Source organism: Oxalicibacterium sp. (genome assembly GCF_057353965.1).
On record NZ_JBMQZD010000004.1, the window covers coordinates 374,397 to 392,128 of the forward strand.

18 protein-coding genes and 1 tRNA gene are annotated in these 17,732 nt (G+C 57.3%); all 19 read left to right on the plus strand.

The window, feature by feature from the left end:
* The first annotated feature begins 5 nt into the window (after positions 1–5).
* The 19 genes from ACO1VH_RS08195 (at position 6) to ACO1VH_RS08285 (ending at position 17,643) form a co-directional block, all read left to right on the plus strand.
* The gene (locus ACO1VH_RS08195) at positions 6–653 is read left to right on the plus strand and encodes a DNA-3-methyladenine glycosylase family protein (protein ID WP_486244009.1); all 648 of its coding nucleotides are present in this window, start codon (positions 6–8) and stop codon (positions 651–653) included.
* A gap of 53 nt (positions 654–706) precedes the next feature.
* Positions 707–1,681, plus strand: coding sequence for an acetyl-CoA carboxylase carboxyltransferase subunit alpha (locus tag ACO1VH_RS08200; RefSeq protein WP_486244010.1), 975 nt, complete (start codon positions 707–709; stop codon positions 1,679–1,681).
* A gap of 3 nt (positions 1,682–1,684) precedes the next feature.
* The gene (tilS, locus tag ACO1VH_RS08205) at positions 1,685–3,109 is read left to right on the plus strand and encodes a tRNA lysidine(34) synthetase TilS (RefSeq protein WP_486244011.1); all 1,425 of its coding nucleotides are present in this window, start codon (positions 1,685–1,687) and stop codon (positions 3,107–3,109) included.
* Positions 3,110–3,226: 117 nt separating this feature from the next.
* Complete coding sequence (locus ACO1VH_RS08210) at positions 3,227–4,480, plus strand: aspartate kinase (RefSeq protein WP_486244012.1); 1,254 nt, start codon at positions 3,227–3,229, stop codon at positions 4,478–4,480.
* Between the two features lie 94 nt (positions 4,481–4,574).
* Positions 4,575–4,668, plus strand: a tRNA-Ser gene (locus tag ACO1VH_RS08215).
* A gap of 709 nt (positions 4,669–5,377) precedes the next feature.
* Positions 5,378–5,695: a flagellar transcriptional regulator FlhD gene (gene flhD, locus ACO1VH_RS08220; protein WP_486244013.1), complete on the plus strand. Its 318-nt coding sequence runs from the start codon at positions 5,378–5,380 to the stop codon at positions 5,693–5,695.
* Between the two features lie 46 nt (positions 5,696–5,741).
* The gene (gene flhC, locus ACO1VH_RS08225; protein WP_486244014.1) at positions 5,742–6,290 is read left to right on the plus strand and encodes a flagellar transcriptional regulator FlhC; all 549 of its coding nucleotides are present in this window, start codon (positions 5,742–5,744) and stop codon (positions 6,288–6,290) included.
* 24 nt (positions 6,291–6,314) lie between these two features.
* A complete protein-coding gene (locus tag ACO1VH_RS08230; protein ID WP_486244015.1) occupies positions 6,315–7,109 on the plus strand; it encodes a class I SAM-dependent methyltransferase in 795 nt (264 codons plus the stop codon).
* Between the two features lie 182 nt (positions 7,110–7,291).
* A complete protein-coding gene (gene motA / locus ACO1VH_RS08235; protein ID WP_486244016.1) occupies positions 7,292–8,152 on the plus strand; it encodes a flagellar motor stator protein MotA in 861 nt (286 codons plus the stop codon).
* A 43-nt stretch (positions 8,153–8,195) separates the two neighbouring features.
* The gene (gene motB / locus ACO1VH_RS08240; protein ID WP_486244017.1) at positions 8,196–9,197 is read left to right on the plus strand and encodes a flagellar motor protein MotB; all 1,002 of its coding nucleotides are present in this window, start codon (positions 8,196–8,198) and stop codon (positions 9,195–9,197) included.
* A gap of 37 nt (positions 9,198–9,234) precedes the next feature.
* A complete protein-coding gene (locus ACO1VH_RS08245) occupies positions 9,235–9,786 on the plus strand; it encodes a chemotaxis protein (protein ID WP_486244018.1) in 552 nt (183 codons plus the stop codon).
* Between the two features lie 59 nt (positions 9,787–9,845).
* On the plus strand, positions 9,846–10,211 hold the full coding sequence (locus tag ACO1VH_RS08250) for a response regulator (protein WP_486244019.1): 366 nt from the start codon (positions 9,846–9,848) through the stop codon (positions 10,209–10,211).
* Between the two features lie 53 nt (positions 10,212–10,264).
* Entirely contained in the window at positions 10,265–12,454 is a 2,190-nt protein-coding gene (cheA, locus tag ACO1VH_RS08255; RefSeq protein WP_486244020.1) for a chemotaxis protein CheA, read from the plus strand.
* A gap of 14 nt (positions 12,455–12,468) precedes the next feature.
* Positions 12,469–12,957 carry a chemotaxis protein CheW gene (locus tag ACO1VH_RS08260; protein WP_486244021.1) on the plus strand — a complete coding sequence of 163 codons (489 nt, stop codon included), beginning with the start codon at positions 12,469–12,471 and terminating at the stop codon, positions 12,955–12,957.
* A gap of 70 nt (positions 12,958–13,027) precedes the next feature.
* Positions 13,028–13,909, plus strand: coding sequence for a CheR family methyltransferase (locus ACO1VH_RS08265; protein ID WP_486244022.1), 882 nt, complete (start codon positions 13,028–13,030; stop codon positions 13,907–13,909).
* 10 nt (positions 13,910–13,919) lie between these two features.
* Positions 13,920–14,525: a chemoreceptor glutamine deamidase CheD gene (gene cheD / locus ACO1VH_RS08270; RefSeq protein WP_486244023.1), complete on the plus strand. Its 606-nt coding sequence runs from the start codon at positions 13,920–13,922 to the stop codon at positions 14,523–14,525.
* A 36-nt stretch (positions 14,526–14,561) separates the two neighbouring features.
* Positions 14,562–15,641, plus strand: coding sequence for a protein-glutamate methylesterase/protein-glutamine glutaminase (locus ACO1VH_RS08275; RefSeq protein WP_486244024.1), 1,080 nt, complete (start codon positions 14,562–14,564; stop codon positions 15,639–15,641).
* 122 nt (positions 15,642–15,763) lie between these two features.
* Positions 15,764–16,156 carry a chemotaxis response regulator CheY gene (gene cheY, locus ACO1VH_RS08280; protein ID WP_486244025.1) on the plus strand — a complete coding sequence of 131 codons (393 nt, stop codon included), beginning with the start codon at positions 15,764–15,766 and terminating at the stop codon, positions 16,154–16,156.
* A gap of 272 nt (positions 16,157–16,428) precedes the next feature.
* The gene (locus ACO1VH_RS08285) at positions 16,429–17,643 is read left to right on the plus strand and encodes an EAL and HDOD domain-containing protein (protein WP_486244026.1); all 1,215 of its coding nucleotides are present in this window, start codon (positions 16,429–16,431) and stop codon (positions 17,641–17,643) included.
* Positions 17,644–17,732 lie beyond the last annotated feature (89 nt).

Sequence of the window (17,732 nt, forward strand, 5' to 3'; positions counted from 1 at the left end):
GTCGCATGGGGAAACTGATCGTCGCTGAAGAAACATGCATCCTGCCGCCATATTGGGAGGAGGCCAAGGTCGAGCTGATGAAGCGCGACCGGATCATGCGCAAGCTGATTCCGCAGTTCGGCGATCTCCATCTGGTCAGTCGCGGCGATCCTTTCCTGACATTGGCGCGTTCCATCATCGGCCAGCAGATTTCCGTCAAGGCAGCTGAAAGCGTCTGGCAGCGGCTTCTGGAAACCTGTCCGAAGTGCACGCCGGCGCAGGTCATCCGGGCTGGCGACAAGCTTGCGACCTGCGGTCTTTCCAAGCGCAAAGCGGAATACATCCTCGACCTGGCAGACCATTTCAAGGCAAAACGTGTCAATTGTGACAAGTGGACCGAGATGGAAGACGAGGCCGTCATCGCCGAATTGATCCAGATTCGCGGCATCGGACGCTGGACAGCGGAGATGTTTTTGATATTTAATCTGCTCCGCCCGAATATCCTGCCGCTGGACGACGTCGGCCTGCTGGCGGGAATCAGCCGTAATTATTTTTCCGGTGAGCCGGTTTCGCGCAGCGATGCGCGCGAAGTCGCCGCCAATTGGGAACCATACCGTACCGTCGCAACCTGGTACCTGTGGCGCAGTCTTGAGCCGGTACCCGTTGCCTATTGAGGCGGGACCAAACGATACGAACAAGCTATCTCCGTGTTGAACAAGGAGGCACGATGAGTAAAACAACTTTCCTCGGCTTTGAGCAGCCGATCGCGGAACTCGATTCGAAAATCGAGGAACTGCGTTTTGTGCAGGACGATTCGGCCGTGGACATTTCGGAAGAAATCGACCGTCTGACAAAGAAAAGCCAGCAACTGACGAAGGATATCTACGCCAAGCTGACGCCATGGCAGGTGTCGCAGATCGCGCGCCATCCGCAGCGTCCGTACACGATGGATTACGTCAATGAAATCTTCACGGATTTCCACGAACTGCACGGCGACCGCACCTATGCGGACGACCTGTCGATCGTCGGTGGCCTGGCGCGCTTCAACGGCATGCCGTGCATGGTGATCGGTCATCAGAAGGGCCGCGATACGAAGGAGCGCAGCATGCGCAACTTCGGCATGCCGAAGCCGGAGGGCTATCGCAAGGCGATGCGCCTGATGAAGCTGGCGGAAAAATTCGGCTTGCCGATCTTTACCTTTGTCGATACGCCGGGCGCATTTCCGGGCATCGATGCGGAAGAGCGTGGCCAGTCGGAAGCGATCGGCCACAATCTGTATGTGATGGCCGAACTGAAGGTGCCGCTGATTGCGACCATCATCGGCGAAGGCGGCTCCGGCGGCGCGCTGGCAATTGCCGTCGGCGACGCGGTGCTGATGCTGCAGTATTCGACCTATTCGGTGATTTCGCCGGAAGGCTGCGCATCGATCCTGTGGAAGTCCGCGGAGCGCGCATCCGATGCGGCCGAGGCGCTGGGTTTGACCGCGCATCGTCTGAAGGCCATGGGCCTGATCGACAAGATCATCAATGAACCACTGGGCGGCGCACATCGCGATCCGAAGCAGATGGCAGCGATGCTGAAGCGTGCGCTGGCCGATACGATGCGCCAGTTCCAAGGCATGAAAACCAAGGATCTGCTGGCCGCTCGCCATGAAAAACTGATGAGCTACGGCAAATTCAAGGAACTCAACACGCCGGAATGAGGCATGTCCGATAAACAGATGCCCACGTTGCAGCAGGCATGCGAACGCGCGTTCAGGGAAATCCGGACGCGCGTTTCTCTTTCTGCGCCCGATCCGGAGCGCTTCGATATGCAACGCGTGGCGGTGGCATATAGCGGAGGGCTGGATTCTTCGGCGCTTTTGCAACTGATGCATGCCTGTGTGGCAGAACATGGATTGCAGTTATTCGCCTTCCACGTGCATCACGGATTGAGCCTGAATGCGGACCGCTGGCTGGCACATTGCGCGCAGCAAGCTGGGCAGTTAGGCGTTTCTTTCGACTCTCGGCATATCGACATCGAACAGGCGGAGAAGCGCGGCGTGGAAGAGGCGGCGCGCCATAGTCGTTACGCGGCATTGGGCGCCATGTGCATCGCACATCGTGTGCCGTTGCTGCTGACTGCACATCATCAGGACGATCAGGCGGAGACGGTGCTATTGCAGCTGTTGCGCGGTTCGGGCGTGGCGGGGCTGTCCGGCATGGACGAAGCCAATCATGCAGCCGGTTTGCTCGGCGATGCGGCGCTGATGATGGGGCGGCCGCTGCTGCAATGCGCGCGCACTGATCTGGAAGCGTGGGCTGACGACAAGGCGATTTCTTTCGTCGAGGACGAATCAAATACGGATACGCGTTATGCGCGCAATGCCTTGCGGCAGGAAGTGATGCCGGCCCTGGTACGGCATTTCCCCGGATTCCAGCAGCGCTTTTCGAGGACGGCGCATCATGCGCAATCCGCGCAGAAACTGCTCGATACGCTCGCGGCGCAGGATTTGTCCGTCTGCCTGGATGGCGAAGCGTTGGACGTAACGAAGCTGGCGCAATTCGATATCGAGCGCATCGACAATCTGCTGCGATACTGGTTCGCATTGCATGGGATGCGCATGCCGTCGACATCATGGCTGGATGAAGTGCGCGAACAATTGCTGAGCGCGAAACCTGACGCTCGTTTGTGCGTCATGCATCCCGACGGCGATGTGCGTCGGCATCGCAATCATGTCTTCATCACGCCGAAGCGCAGCGATGGCGCTACGACCGGTATGCAGCATTTCCGGTGGAACGGCGAAGCATCCATCCCGTTTCCCGCATTCGGCGGCATGTTGTATGTGGAAACGGCCGAGCAGGGCATCGACATCGGCTGGTTGTCCGAACAGACGCTGACGATCGCCTTGCGCGGCGGCGGCGAGCGGCTGAAGCCGGCCTGGAATCGTCCCACGCGCAGTCTCAAAGCGCATTATCAGGCGTGCGACGTGCCTTCGTGGGAGCGCGAGCGCCTGCCGTTGATTTTTGCGGGAAAGCAATTGTTGTTTGCCGCTGGCGTCGGCATGGATTGCCATGCTTTCGGGACCGAACCCGGCGTGCGAGTGCGCTTCCGCTGGGAATTCGACGCCGCAGGCCAATTGCAGATGTGATTCTGATTTGATAAGAAAAATCACCCCTCTGATCGTTGTCGGGCTTGTCATTCCGTGCCGCAGGCTGTAAAGTCGTGGGTTGATTTTTGCTCCTCACTTCAGCATTTCTCCCCCTTTATGGCTTTAATCGTTCACAAATACGGCGGTACGTCGATGGGCTCCACCGAGCGCATCAAGAACGTCGCCAAACGCGTTGCCAAGTGGCATGACGCCGGTTACCAGATCATCGTTGTACCGTCGGCCATGTCCGGCGAAACCAATCGTCTGATCGGATTGGCAAAGGAAGTGATGCCGCAGCCCGATCCGCGCGAACTCGACATGCTGGCCTCGACCGGCGAGCAGGTTTCCGTCGCGTTGCTGTCGATGGCATTACAGGCCATTGGCAAGGAAGCCGTGTCGTATGCCGGCTGGCAGGTTGCGATCAAGACCGATTCGGCGCATACCAAGGCACGCATTCAGTCGATCGATGACGCCAAGGTACGCAAGGATCTCGAAGCCGGTCGTGTCGTCATTATTACCGGTTTCCAGGGCGTGGATGATGGGGGCAACGTGACGACGCTCGGTCGCGGTGGTTCGGACACGTCGGCTGTGGCAGTGGCCGCCGCGATGAAAGCGCAGGAGTGCCTCATTTATACCGACGTCGATGGCGTCTATACGACCGATCCGCGTGTCGTGAGCGAAGCGCGCAAGCTCAACACCGTGACCTTTGAAGAGATGCTCGAAATGGCATCGCTGGGCTCCAAGGTTCTGCAAATCCGTTCGGTCGAATTTGCCGGTAACTATCGCATGCCGACGCGCGTGCTGTCGTCGCTGACCGACCCGATGATGCCGCTGGAAGAAGAAGCAAAGTCCGGCACCCTGATTTCGTTTGAGGAAGATACAAACATGGAACAAGCTGCAATTACCGGTATTGCTTTCAATCGCGACGAGGCGAAGATTACCGTACTCGGCGTGCCGGATCGTCCGGGCATCGCCTATCAGATTCTCGGCCCGGTTGCAGATGCGAATATCGAAGTCGATATGATCATCCAGAACCAGTCGGTCGATGGCAAAACCGATTTCACCTTTACCGTGCCGCGCAACGACTATGCAAAGGCCATCGACGTCCTGAACGACAGCGTCAAGTCGCATATCGGTGCAGCCAGCATTGAAGGCGACACAAAGGTATCGAAAGTTTCCGTGGTTGGCGTCGGCATGCGCAGCCATGTCGGCATCGCATCGCAGATGTTCCGTACGTTGTCGGAAGAGGGCATCAACATCAAGATGATTTCGACTTCCGAGATCAAGATTTCCGTGTTGATCGACGAGAAGTACATGGAGCTTGCCGTACGCGCCTTGCATAAGACGTTCGATCTCGAAAAGAGCAATTAAGCCGGATCGATTGCATCGTTTGGTTGACCCGAACATGCTTGAGAAGTTATGATGCTGGACCTCGCAACGGTGCGTTCTTGCCGTTGATCGATGTGGAGACGTGGCCGAGTGGTCGAAGGCACTTCCCTGCTAAGGAAGCATATGGGCTTAAACCTGTATCGAGGGTTCGAATCCCTCCGTCTCCGCCAAGAAATCAAGAAAAGCCCTCGATGAAAGTCGAGGGCTTTTTCATTTGGTGTCGCGGTTTTGATTTACCTCATTTTGATTTGTTCGTGAACAGATCAAAAGCGGTGTCTGATGCCGCTGCGGAACCTAGCTTTCCAGTCTGAGCGATCTTTTCCTTCTTTATTGAGTTGTCCTTAAAGCGGGAATCCAATCGGCAAAAAGTTGCATAAATTGCATTCAAAGGCGTCGCGTAAAAATTTTATCTACTTCCCTAAAGTTCCGGACAGCAATGCCGTTATTTCATCCAGATAGGCACGAAAATATTTTCAAAATTTTTTGGGTCAAGCCCTAAAGTTCTGAAAAAAGCTGCCGTTAAAGAGAATAGATGTGGTGAAAAAGCAGATTCATTCGCCGCGACGAGTCAAAAATTCAGAAATTTGCGTGATTAAAAGATAGACGAGTCTTTCTTGATTGTTCTTTTTCAGGGGATGGTTTTGCGGGAGTTGCTAAATCCCGAGGCCTAATACCCAAGCCGTTTCCAGCCTGATTTTTTAAAGGCTGCGCCTCTTGCTGGTTGACGTTTGTAAGACAAACGCCTACCGGCCTTTTGTCGTCTTCGCTGTATTCAAAAACGGAGTGCCGCCAGTTTCGGCAGCTTTCCGCTCGCAGCAGAATGCATTCCACGGTGAAACAAATTGTTACAGCCGATTACATTCAGGGGCGAGGACGACCATGACAACCAACGACATCATTGCTGAAATTCGTGACGCCAATCTGGGTTATCTGATGCTGGCGCAACAGATGATTCGTGCTGACAAGGCGACTGCAATTTTCCGGCTGGGCATCAGCAACGAAATCGCCGACCTGATTGAAGGCATGAGCAATGCGCAGATTCTGAAGCTTGCCGGCGCCAACATGATGCTCGCTCGTTTCCGCTTCGACGACGGCGCGATTCTCGGCATGCTGGCCGACTACAACAAGGACCGCTCGCTTTCCCACTCGCACGCCGCCATTCTGATGGCAGGCCAGGCAGTGGAACAGATCGCCTGATATCTGTTCCGGTTCGTTTCCTTATTTCATCTGCAGCGAGCACAAAATGGCAAAGAAAAGCGTTGTGTCGGAATCCCAGGAAATTCAACTCGCCATCGAGCTGATCAATCTTGGCGCAAGGTTGCAATTGCTGGAATCTGAAACATCGCTGTCGCGCGAACGCTTGTTGAAATTGTATAAAGAGCTGCGCGGTGTCTCTCCGCCGAAGGGCATGCTGCCGTTTTCGACCGACTGGTTCATTACCTGGCAGCCGAACATCCATTCGTCGCTGTTCATCGGTATCCATAAATACCTGATCGAACATGCGCAGGTGACCGGCATCCAGGCCGTCATCAAGGCGTACAAGCTGTATCTGGAGCAGGTCGGACCGGGGCCGGATGGCGAGCCGGTGTTGTCGTTGACGCGCGCATGGACGTTGGTGCGCTTCTTCGAGAGTAAAATGCTGTCGACCGCTTGCTGCAGCGAGTGCGGCGGCCATTTTGTGGTCCATCATCTGGACCTGAACGCAAACTATACCTGCGGTCTGTGTCATATGCCGTCCCGCGCTGGCAAGACCAAGCGTGCCAAGCAGGACGCAAATGCCGTGGCGGCTTAAAAAGACCCAACCCAACTACCTTCTGTGAAAATCGAGAGGCGCTCCGGCGCAAGACCGGCGCCTCCGGCATTCGTAAAAACGCCTGCCATCCTGGCGCTGCTGCTGCAGATATCCGCTTTTTTGATTGTTCTGTTGCTTGCTGCAGGTCTCGACCTGATTTTTCAGATATCGATCAATCTTCTTGCCGCGGCCATCCTGCAAGGAACAATCGCCGCTGCCTTGTCCTGTTGGTGCCGGCAGGCTCGCTGGTGGTGGATCATTCAGTTTCTTTTCCCCATTCTGCTGATCCTGGCGCTGGCGCTGCAGTTGCCGCCGGCTGTGTTTTTGGCGGCCTTTCTCGTCTTCCTCTTTCTGTATTGGAGTACGTTCAGAACGCAGGTACCGTACTATCCCTCGCGTCTGTCGGTGTGGCAGGCGGTCGAAGGAATGCTGCCGGAGCGAGAGGGGATGCGCTTCATCGATATCGGTTGCGGATTCGGCGGTTTGGTTCTCTACCTTGCGCGACGGCTTTCCGGCCGCTTTTTCGGTATCGAAATTGCACCGCTTCCTTGGGCCATCGCCTTGCTGCGTGCACGCATGGCAGGTGGTGCGGCGCAGTTTATGCGTGGCGATTACCGCTCGCTGAATTTTGCAGATTACGACGTCGTCTTCGCTTATCTGTCTCCCGTTGCCATGCCGGGCTTATGGGAAAAGGCATGTGCCGAGATGCGTCCCGGCAGCTTGTTGCTCAGTTATGAATTCCCCATTGCCGGAGTTCCGGCGGACAAAATTGTCTCTCTCAAGGACGATGGTCCCGACCTGCATGTCTGGCGTCTTTGAAAATTTATTCGCTTTTCGTTTGCAGGCGAACATCAAGTTCCGATAATCCGAGCCGTTGAAAGTGAGTATGTGAAGGTGCCGATTTGTCTCGGCATGCCATGGCTACTCTGGTTGCGCATTGGCAATTGTTGAGGCAATAATGGCAACTTATAACTCATACTCATCAAACGGGGAGCCTGCGCTTGTTAGTCATTATCGGATATGTGGTCGTCCTCGCCTCGGTGTTTGGCGGGTTCGCACTGGCAGGCGGACACTTGCATTCCCTGTTCCAGCCGGTCGAGTTGTTGATGATTGGCGGTGCCGCTACCGGCGCATTCTTCGTCGGCAATAGCGGCAAGGCGATCAAGGCTACGCTGAAAGCACTGCCTTCCGCACTCAAAGGTTCCAAGTACTCGAAGGCGCTGTACATGGAGCTGATGACGCTGCTGTTCGAAATTCTGAGCAAGGTACGCAAGGAAGGTCTGATGTCGATCGAAGGCGACGTCGAGAGCCCCGAGGAAAGCCCGATCTTTTCCAAGTATCCGGCAGTGCTGGCCGACCATCATCTGACGGAATTCATGACCGATTATCTGCGCCTGATGGTATCGGGCAACATGGATGCGTTCCAGATCGAGAACCTGATGGACAACGAAATCGAAACGCATCACGTGGAAGGCGAGATTCCCGTGCACTGCATTTCCAAGATGGGCGAAGGTCTCCCGGCTTTCGGTATCGTCGCCGCGGTGATGGGCGTTGTGCATACGATGGCGTCGGTTGGATTGCCGCCGGCAGAGCTGGGCATCCTGATCGCGAACGCGCTGGTCGGCACCTTCCTCGGTATTCTTCTTTCCTATGGTTTCGTCACGCCGTTGTCGAGCGTGCTCGAGCAGAAACTGCACGAATCGTCGAAGGTATTCCAGTGCGTGAAGGTCACGCTGCTGGCCAGCCTGAACGGTTATGCACCTGCATTGGCTGTGGAATTCGGCCGGAAAGTGCTGTTCTCGACCGAACGTCCGTCGTTTACCGAGCTGGAAGATCACATCAGGCAGTCGAAGTCGAAATAAGTTGTACACATAAACAAGAAAAGAACAGCGAGCGGAGACTGACATGGCCGACGAAGGACTCCGTCCCATCATCATCAAGCGTGTGAAAAAACCGGGCGGCGGCCATCATGGCGGCGCCTGGAAGATCGCCTATGCCGATTTCGTGACGGCGATGATGGCGTTTTTCCTGCTGATGTGGCTGTTGGGTTCGACGACCAAGGGCAATCTGCAAGGCATTGCCGACTATTTCAGTACGCCGCTGAAGGTGGCGATGGCGGGCGGTTCGGGCAGTGGTGACGCGACCAGCGTCATCAAGGGCGGCGGCAAGGACATGACACGCATCGACGGCCAGCAGAAGAAAGGCGAGGATCTGACGCCTGCCCGCAACTACAGCCTGAAGGCGGCAGAGGAAGAGCTTGCCAGAGCCGAAGCGAAGCGTCTGCAAATCCTGAAGGACAAGATAGAAGAAGCGATCGCAACCATTCCCAGCCTGCAGCAATACCAGAAGCAGCTGTTGATCGACATTACGTCGGAAGGCTTGCGCATTCAGATCGTGGACGAGAAGAACCGCCCGATGTTCGCGCTGGCGAGCGCCGAATTGCAACCGTATACCAAGGTGATCCTGCACGAGATCGCCAAGATTCTCAACGACGTTCCAAACAGGGTCAGCCTGTCCGGTCATACCGATGCCACGCCGTATTCCAGCGGGGAGAAGAGCTACAGCAACTGGGAACTGTCTGCCGACCGGGCGAACGCGTCGCGGCGTGAACTGGTGGCAGGCGGCATGGCGGAGAACAAGGTGCTGCGTGTCGTGGGATTGTCGTCGGCTGTGCTGTTCGACGCGAAGAATCCCTACAATCCCGTCAACCGGCGCATCAGCATCATCGTCATGAACAAGAAGACGGAAGAATCCATTACCAAGGAAAATACCGACGCGCACGTCGCGGATGGCGCGGAGGCGAAGCAGGTAGTGGGCGAGGCCGTCAATGTATCGGGCGTGGTACAGCCGGGCATACCGCAATCGATGGAGACGCCGCAAATTCCTCAGGCGCCAGCGGCACATTGAACATGTCGATGAAACAACGATCGGGCATATTTCCATCATGACGACCACCTCCAATTCGCTGGCGCTTCAGATCAAGGATCTGCTGTCGACGCTGTCGGAACATGGCCGGCAGCATCTGAACGAGCTTGAGACCGATCTGATGCAGACGAACGTGCTGCTGACGGAAGCGATCGAGAAGCTCGGCGCCAGTTTCATGGCGATCCATGCGGCAGTGACGGCCCAGCAGCAGCTTGTCGATGCATTGATGGCGAACGAAGCGTCTCAGCAGGCGGACATGGTGCGGCTCCGTGAGCAGGCAAGCCAGATCGATTTGCATGTCAATTCCGCGGTGACCGGACTGCAGTTCCAGGATATGACCAATCAATTGATCGGGCGCACGATGCGTCGCGTGGTCGGATTTCGCGACGTGCTGGAGATTCTCGGAAATGGCGCGGAAGGGCTGGAAGCGGAAGCGAGCGACGATAAAATGATCTGCGCGCTGAGCAAGATCAATGAGATGCTGGAAGCGGAAAACGCCGTGCTGGAACGCGAGCTGTGGAAAGCCGTACGGCAGACGCATATGGAAAGCGGCGACATCGAATTGTTTTGATGACGATACGGCACAGGTTGGCGCATCGAGGACAGAATTAGCAGGAAACGGGAGTGGAAATGGCAAAGACGATATTGGCAGTCGACGATTCGGGATCATTGCGACAGATGGTGGTGTTCAGCCTGCGGGCTGCGGGCTATCAGGTAACGGAAGCTGTCGATGGCCAGGACGGACTCGACAAGGCAAAGACACAGGTGTTCGATCTGGTGCTGACCGACCAGAACATGCCGCGCATGGATGGCTTCACGCTGATCCGTTCGCTGAGGGCGCTGCCGACCTATCAAAGCGTGCCGATTCTGGTGTTGACGACGGAATCCAGCGACGAGATGAAAGCGAAGGGACGTGCCGCCGGCGCCAACGGCTGGCTGGTTAAGCCATTCGATCCGCAACGGCTGACGGAAGTCGTGCGCAAGGTGATCGGCTGAGTGTCGGTGACGACAGGCATGCCAGGCACGAACACGGATAACGGAGCAGAGCGATGAGCATCGACATGAGCCAGTTCTACCAGGTGTTCTTCGACGAAACCGAAGAACTGCTGGCGGAGATGGAAAAGCTGCTGCTTGCCGTCGATGCGGCAGCGCCGGATCCGGAAGATCTGAACGCGATTTTCCGTGCCGCGCATTCGATCAAGGGTGGCGCTGCCACGTTCGGCATCACCGATTTGACGGAAGTGACACACGTGCTGGAAACCTTGCTGGACAAGATCCGCCAGGGCGAAATGGCGCTGACGTCCGACCACGTGGACGCATTCCTGTCGGCCAAGGACATCCTGAAGATGCAGCTGGATGGACATCGCCTGCACACCGATGTCGATCTCGATGCCGTCGCCAATGTGCGGATGATGCTGGAATCGCTGTCGCAAAAGGATGGTATACCGGTGACCGTGCCTAATACGTCGCTGCCCGACGCACATGCTGCGGCCGGGCATGTCGACCGTCGCTTCCGGATCGAAATGCCGCCAGTCACGCCGCGCGATGTGGAAGCACTGGCTGCGGAACTGGGATTGCTGGGCGATATCAGCAGGGCGACGCTGGACGACCAGCGTACGGTTTTTACGCTGACCACGCAGGAAGGGCCTGACAGTATCGTCGCAATCTGCTCCTTCATTCTGGACCCGAAGGAACTGGTCATTACGGAGGAAGCGGTACCGGCACCGTACGAGGGACTGGATCGCTCGATCGACGATCGTCGCCGTATCGAGGCGGAGCAGGGTTACGGTTTCTTCGAGCCGCTGCATTCGGCGATCGCGGAATCGGAACACAAGGCGAAGGAAGAAGCACAAGGTTATGGTTTCTTCCCGCCGTTCGTGCCGAAGCCTTTGCCGGATCAGGATGTGAAGAAGGCCGATGACGAGGAAGAACCCGAAGCGCAGTACGACGCGCAACGTGAAGCGTCGTCCGCGAAAGGCGCTGCCGTCACTGCTGCGGGCAATCCCAAGGCGACGAACCCCAAGCGCGAAGAACGCTCTGCCGTCAGCGCCGAATCCTCGTCGATCCGCGTCGGTATCGAGAAAGTCGATCAACTGATCAACCTGGTCGGCGAGCTGGTGATCACGCAGGCCATGATCGAACAGCGTAGCGGAACGCTCGATCCCATCGCGAACGAACGCCTGCTAGAGAGCATCTCGCAGTTGACGCGCAATACGCGCGATCTGCAGGAAGCAGTGATGTCCATCCGCATGATGCCGATGGACTACGTGTTTTCCCGTTTCCCACGCATGGTGCGCGATCTGGCAGCCAAGCTCGGCAAGAAGGTGGATTTCGTCACGCATGGCGCCGCGACCGAACTGGACAAGGGACTCATCGAACGCATCGTCGACCCGCTGACGCATCTGGTGCGCAACAGCATCGATCACGGCATCGAAATGCCGGAAGCCCGTGTTGTCGCAGGCAAGGCGCAGGCCGGGCAGTTGTCGCTGTCCGCTGCGCATCAGGGCGGCAATATCATCATCGAGGTCAGCGACGACGGCGGTGGCCTGAATCGCGACAGGATTCTCGCCAAGGCGCGGCAGCAGGAAATGCCGGTGTCGGACGACATGCCTGACGAAGATGTGTGGCAACTGATTTTCTCGCCGGGTTTTTCCACGGCGGAGACGGTGACCGATGTTTCGGGACGCGGCGTCGGCATGGACGTCGTCAAGCGCAACATCACGTCGATGGGCGGTGCGATCGACATCCGTTCGATGAAGGGCTTTGGTACCACCATCTCGATTTCGCTACCGTTGACGCTGGCGATCCTGGATGGCATGTCGATCCGCGTCGGCGATGAAATCTATATCCTGCCGCTTGGCTATGTCGTCGAGTCGTTGCAGCCGGCACCGGACGATGTCAAGGAGATCACCGGACAGGGCAGGGTCGTCAAGGTGCGCGGCGACTATCTGCCGTTGATCCCGTTGTACAAGATCTTCGATGTCGTGCCGCGTTTTTCCGATCCGTCGGAAGGCATTATTGTCATTCTGGAATCCGACGGTCGCAAGGCAGCGTTGTTTATCGACGAATTGGTCGGCCAGCAGCAGGTCGTGGTGAAGAATCTCGAGTCGAATTATCGTAAAGTGGCAGGTATATCGGGCGCCACGATTCTGGGTGACGGCGGCGTTTCGCTGATCATCGATGTGGCAGCATTGTTGCGTTCAAGTCGCCAACTGAGCGACGAATCCATTTATTCCTGAAGAGGAGAATCAACATGATTCAAAACCAAGACAACAGAAGCGGCGCGGAAACCGGCAACGAGTTTCTCGCCTTCACGCTCGGCAAGGAAGAGTACGGCATCGACATCCTGAAAGTGCAGGAAATCCGCGGCTATGAAACCGTCACGCGCATTGCGAATGCGCCGGAGTTCGTCAAGGGTGTGGTCAACCTGCGCGGCATCATCGTGCCGATCGTCGACATGCGCATCAAGTTCAATCTGGGCGAGCCGACCTATGATCAGTTTACTGTCGTGATCATCCTTAACATCGGCGGGCGCGTGGTCGGCATGGTGGTGGACAGCGTCTCCGACGTGATCACGCTGTCGCCGGAGCAGATCAAGCCGGCTCCCGAAATGGGTACGGCGCTGAACACCGATTACCTGATCGGTCTGGGCACGCTGGACCAGCGCATGCTGATCCTGGTGGATATCGACAAGCTGATGTCCAGCTCGGAAATGGGATTGATCGAGAAGATCGCCGCCTAATAAATCCGGATAGACGGATGGGCGGTGCGGGTGTCTGCTGAAACGATGCAAGCATGAAGGATATCGGACGATGAAAGCAGGCATGCAAGGGCGCGCGGAAGGCGTCAAGGAATTCGATTTCACACCACGCGATTTTGAACGCGTGCGGGCGCTGATTCACAAGCGTGCCGGTATCGCGCTTGCCGAAAGCAAGCAGGAAATGGTCTATAGCCGCCTGGCGCGCCGGTTGCGCGCGACCGGCATCGATTCGTTTACCTCCTATCTGGACAGACTGGAGCAGGGCGGCGACGCCGACGAGTGGGAGGCGTTCACCAATGCGCTGACGACGAACCTGACGTCGTTCTTCCGTGAGGCGCATCATTTCCCCATCCTCGCCGAGCACATGAAGCGGAAAGGGCGTGAGCCCATCGAGATCTGGTGTTCCGCCGCATCGACCGGCGAAGAACCGTATTCGATTGCGATGACGGCCTGCGAAGCCTACAACACGCTGACGCCGCCGGTACGCATCATCGCGACCGACATCGACACGAACGTGTTGAACACCGGCGCCAATGGCATCTATTCGATCGACCGCATCGACAAGATGGAACCGGAGCGCGCCAAGCGTTTCTTCCTGCGCGGCAAAGGCGCGCGTGAAGGATTGGTGCGTGTGCGTCCGGAACTGCGCCAGATGATCACCTTCAAGCAGGTAAACCTGCTGGCCGATCAATGGGGCGTGTCGGGGCCGTTCGACGTGATCTTCTGCCGCAATGTGATGATCTATTTCGACAAGCCGACGCAGGGCAGGATACTCAATCGTTTTGCGCCGATGATGAAGGAAGACGGCCTGCTGTTCGCCGGGCATTCGGAAAACTTCCTGTACGTTTCCGATGCCTTCAAGCTGCGCGGCAAGACCGTGTACGAGCTGGATCGCAACAGGAAAGCGGAAAGCGCCATTCCGCGCCGCGCGTGAGGTTGAACGCATGAATGAATCGATCAAAGAGCATTTCGCGACCAACGTCTACTACGACCGCACATTCGATTGCGATGCCGCCAAAATCCTGCCGGGCGAGTACTACTACACCGGCAAGGACATGGTGATCGTGACGGTGCTGGGGTCCTGTGTGTCAGCCTGCATACGCGATCGCGTCAGCGGTGTGGGCGGCATGAACCATTTCATGCTGCCGGACGGCGATGCGGACAGCCCGGTTTCCGCATCGGCGCGCTACGGCACTTATGCGATGGAAATCCTGATCAACGATTTGCTGAAGGCGGGCGCCAGACGGGAAAATCTGGAGGCCAAGGTTTTTGGCGGCGGTGCCGTGCTGCGCGGCTTCGTCGCGATGAACGTCGGCGAGCGCAATGCGCAGTTCGTCCGCAATTTCCTGAAGACGGAAAACATTCGCATTGCCGCCGAGGACCTCAATGACATCCATCCGCGCAAAGTGTATTACTTCCCGCGCAGCGGCAAGGTGCTGGTCAAGAAGCTGCGCCAGCTGAACAACAACACGCTGGTCAACCGCGAGCAGGATTACGCAAATCGCTTGCAGTCGCAAAATGTTGGCGGCGATGTCGAACTTTTTTCTTGAAACAATGAACAATCAACATTCTGCTGGAGTGGCAGCATGAAAATCAAGGTCGTCGTCGTCGACGATTCCGCGCTGATCCGAGGCGTGATGAAGGAAATCATCAATAGCCAGCCGGACATGGAAGTGGTCGGCGTCGCACCGGATCCGATCATCGCGCGCGAGCTGATCAAGCAGACCAATCCGGACGTGCTGACGCTGGATGTGGAAATGCCGCGTATGGACGGGCTGGATTTCCTCGAGAAGCTGATGCGGCTGCGCCCGATGCCGGTCGTTATGGTGTCTTCGCTGACCGAGCGCGGTTCGGAAATCACGTTGCGCGCTCTGGAGCTGGGTGCTGTCGATTTCGTCACCAAGCCGAAGATGTCGATTCAGAGCGGCATGCTCGAATACACGGAGATGATCTCGGACAAGATCCGCGCGGCGTCGAAGGCACGTCTCAAGTCGCGTACGGTGGCACCGCACGATCAACAAAAGCCAGGTGGCGATGGCGTGCTGCCGGCGATCCGCAATCCGCTGACCAGTAGCGAAAAGCTGATCATCATCGGCGCATCGACCGGCGGTACCGAGGCGATCAAGGATTTCCTGGTGCAGATGCCGTCCGATTGCCCCGGCATCCTGATCACGCAGCATATGCCGCCTGGCTTCACCAAATCCTTCGCGCAGCGGCTCGACAATCTGTGCAAGATCAGCGTCAAGGAAGCCGAAGGCAACGAGCGCGTATTGCCCGGCCATGCCTATCTGGCGCCTGGCCATTCGCATCTGCAGTTGATCCGCAGCGGCGCCAACTACATGACGCAACTGGATCATGGCGAACCGGTGAACCGGCATCGCCCGTCTGTCGACGTGCTGTTCCGTTCTGCGGCTGCGCATGCGGGCAAGAATGCGGTCGGTGTGATTCTGACCGGCATGGGCAAGGATGGCGCGCTCGGCATGCTGGAGATGAAAAATGCCGGCGCCTACAATTTTGCGCAGGACGAAGCCTCGTGCGTCGTGTTCGGTATGCCGCGCGAAGCGATTGCAGTCGGCGCCACACATGAAGTCGGCGCTTTGCAGGCATTGCCGGGAATGGTGCTCGGTTATCTGGCGGCAAACAGCAGCCGGGCATTACGCGTTTAAAAAATTGCCGTACGGCATCATTATTTTGGAAGTTAGACGGCTTCCTCGGTGCATAATAGCGGTGTGAAATATTGCAGACCCTGTTCGGGATCGGAACTGATTAAGGAAGAACGGAGCAATTCATGGCAGGTCCAAACACCAAATTTCTCGTAGTTGATGATTTTTCAACAATGCGTCGCATTGTTCGCAATCTGCTGAAGGAATTGGGCTATACGAATGTCGACGAAGCGGAAGACGGCGCGATGGCGCTGGCCAAGCTGCGTTCCGAGCAGTTCGACTTCGTTGTTTCCGACTGGAACATGCCGAACATGGACGGCCTGACGATGCTGCAGCAGATTCGTGCCGATCCTGCACTGTCCAAGCTTCCCGTGCTGATGGTGACTGCCGAGGCCAAGAAGGAAAACATCATTGCGGCCGCACAGGCCGGTGCAAACGGCTACGTGGTCAAGCCGTTCACCGCTGCCACGCTGGACGAAAAGCTGGCAAAGATCTTCGAAAAAATGGGCGGGGCCTGAGCGGCCTTCGCCGTGTCTGTTCACGACACGGCATCAAGGGGAGTGCGAATGCTGCCGATGTGCGCATCTGCGAATCGTCGCCATGCCGATAACACGCTTTGCGTGAAGCCGCTTGCGCAGCCTTCCGTCATTCGCCTCTCTTGTTCGACTGCCGGTTCGGCTTCCTGTCTGCCATTTCCCTTGTTCGTTGTCCGCGCGCCGATGCACTGCCGGCGTGAGCGGTTTATCGAATTTTCCGGTTTCCGTTTTTCGATTCTTCAGTATTGATTCCCATGTCAGAAACAAGATTCATTGTGCGTGAACCGCTGCTTAACGCGGCGAAGCAGATTCAGGGTTACGAACTGTCCTGGCATGACGGCGGGACGAGCAGCGGCATGGCGAGCGATGACGAGCTGCAGGAATTGCTGACCTTCGTCGCATCTCAACTGGAAAGTGACGAAGCGGCCAGCCTGTACGGCGACGGTGTGCTGTTCTTCGAAACGACGCCTGCGGTGATTGCTTCGGATGCCGTCGAAACCTTGCCGGCCAAAGGCACGGTGTTTCGCTTGACTGCAGCCGATCTGTCGGACAGCGACACGTTGAAGCGAGTGCAGGAATTACGTCAGCGCGGTTACGGCATTTCGCTGTGCAATGCCGATGAGCTTCCGCTCGGCAGTCCGTTGCTGTCTGTCGTCAACTACGTCGAAGGGCCGTTCGGCAACGAGGAATCGCATGCCCGTACGCTGTCGCGTACCGATTTCAAGGCTGCCGGCGTGAAGATCGTCGCCCGCAACCTGGCCGGCTGGGAGGAATTCGATGCCTGCATGGCGGCTGGCATGCACGTTTTCCTCGGCAATGTGTACGCGCAGCCGCGCCCCGGCCAGGAGCGCAAGGAACTGAATTCGGCACAGCTCATCATCGTTCAGTTGATGGAAATGGTTCAGCAGAATGCCGACGTGCGCCAGCTGGAAGACGTTATGAAACGGGACGCCGGGCTGTCGTACAAGCTGTTTCGATACATCAACAACGCCGGCTTCGGCCTCGGCGCGGAAATCCAGTCGCTGCGCCATGCCGTCACGATGCTCGGCTATTCGCCGCTGTATCGCTGGCTGTCGTTGCTGCTGGCCACGGCGAGCACCAACAGCCACGGCGCGGTATTGATGCAGACCGCCATCGTGCGCGGGCGTTTCGCCGAGCTGGCGGCGCACGGCATCCTGCCGAAGAACGAGGCGGAAAATCTGTTCGTAGTCGGCATGTTCTCGTTGCTGGACCGCCTGCTCGGTCTGCCGATGACCGAAGTGCTGGCAAAAGTGCATCTGTCCGACGCGGTATCGCAGGCGCTGCTGACGCGCGACGGCATGTACGGTCCGTTCCTGGCGCTGGCCGAAGCCTGCGAAGCCGGCAACGGCGATGTCTCCGCGCTGGCGGACGCCTTGTTCATCAGCGCCCGCCGCGTCAATGAAGCCCATCTGGCCGCACTGGCCTGGGCGCAGGGCATCAAGCTCTGACGCCCGTTCTCCTCGAAACTCCCTGCGCAGACGGTTAAAAGCGGGGAGTTTTCCACCTTATTCTTTCGATGGTGCAACAGCTTTCTGAC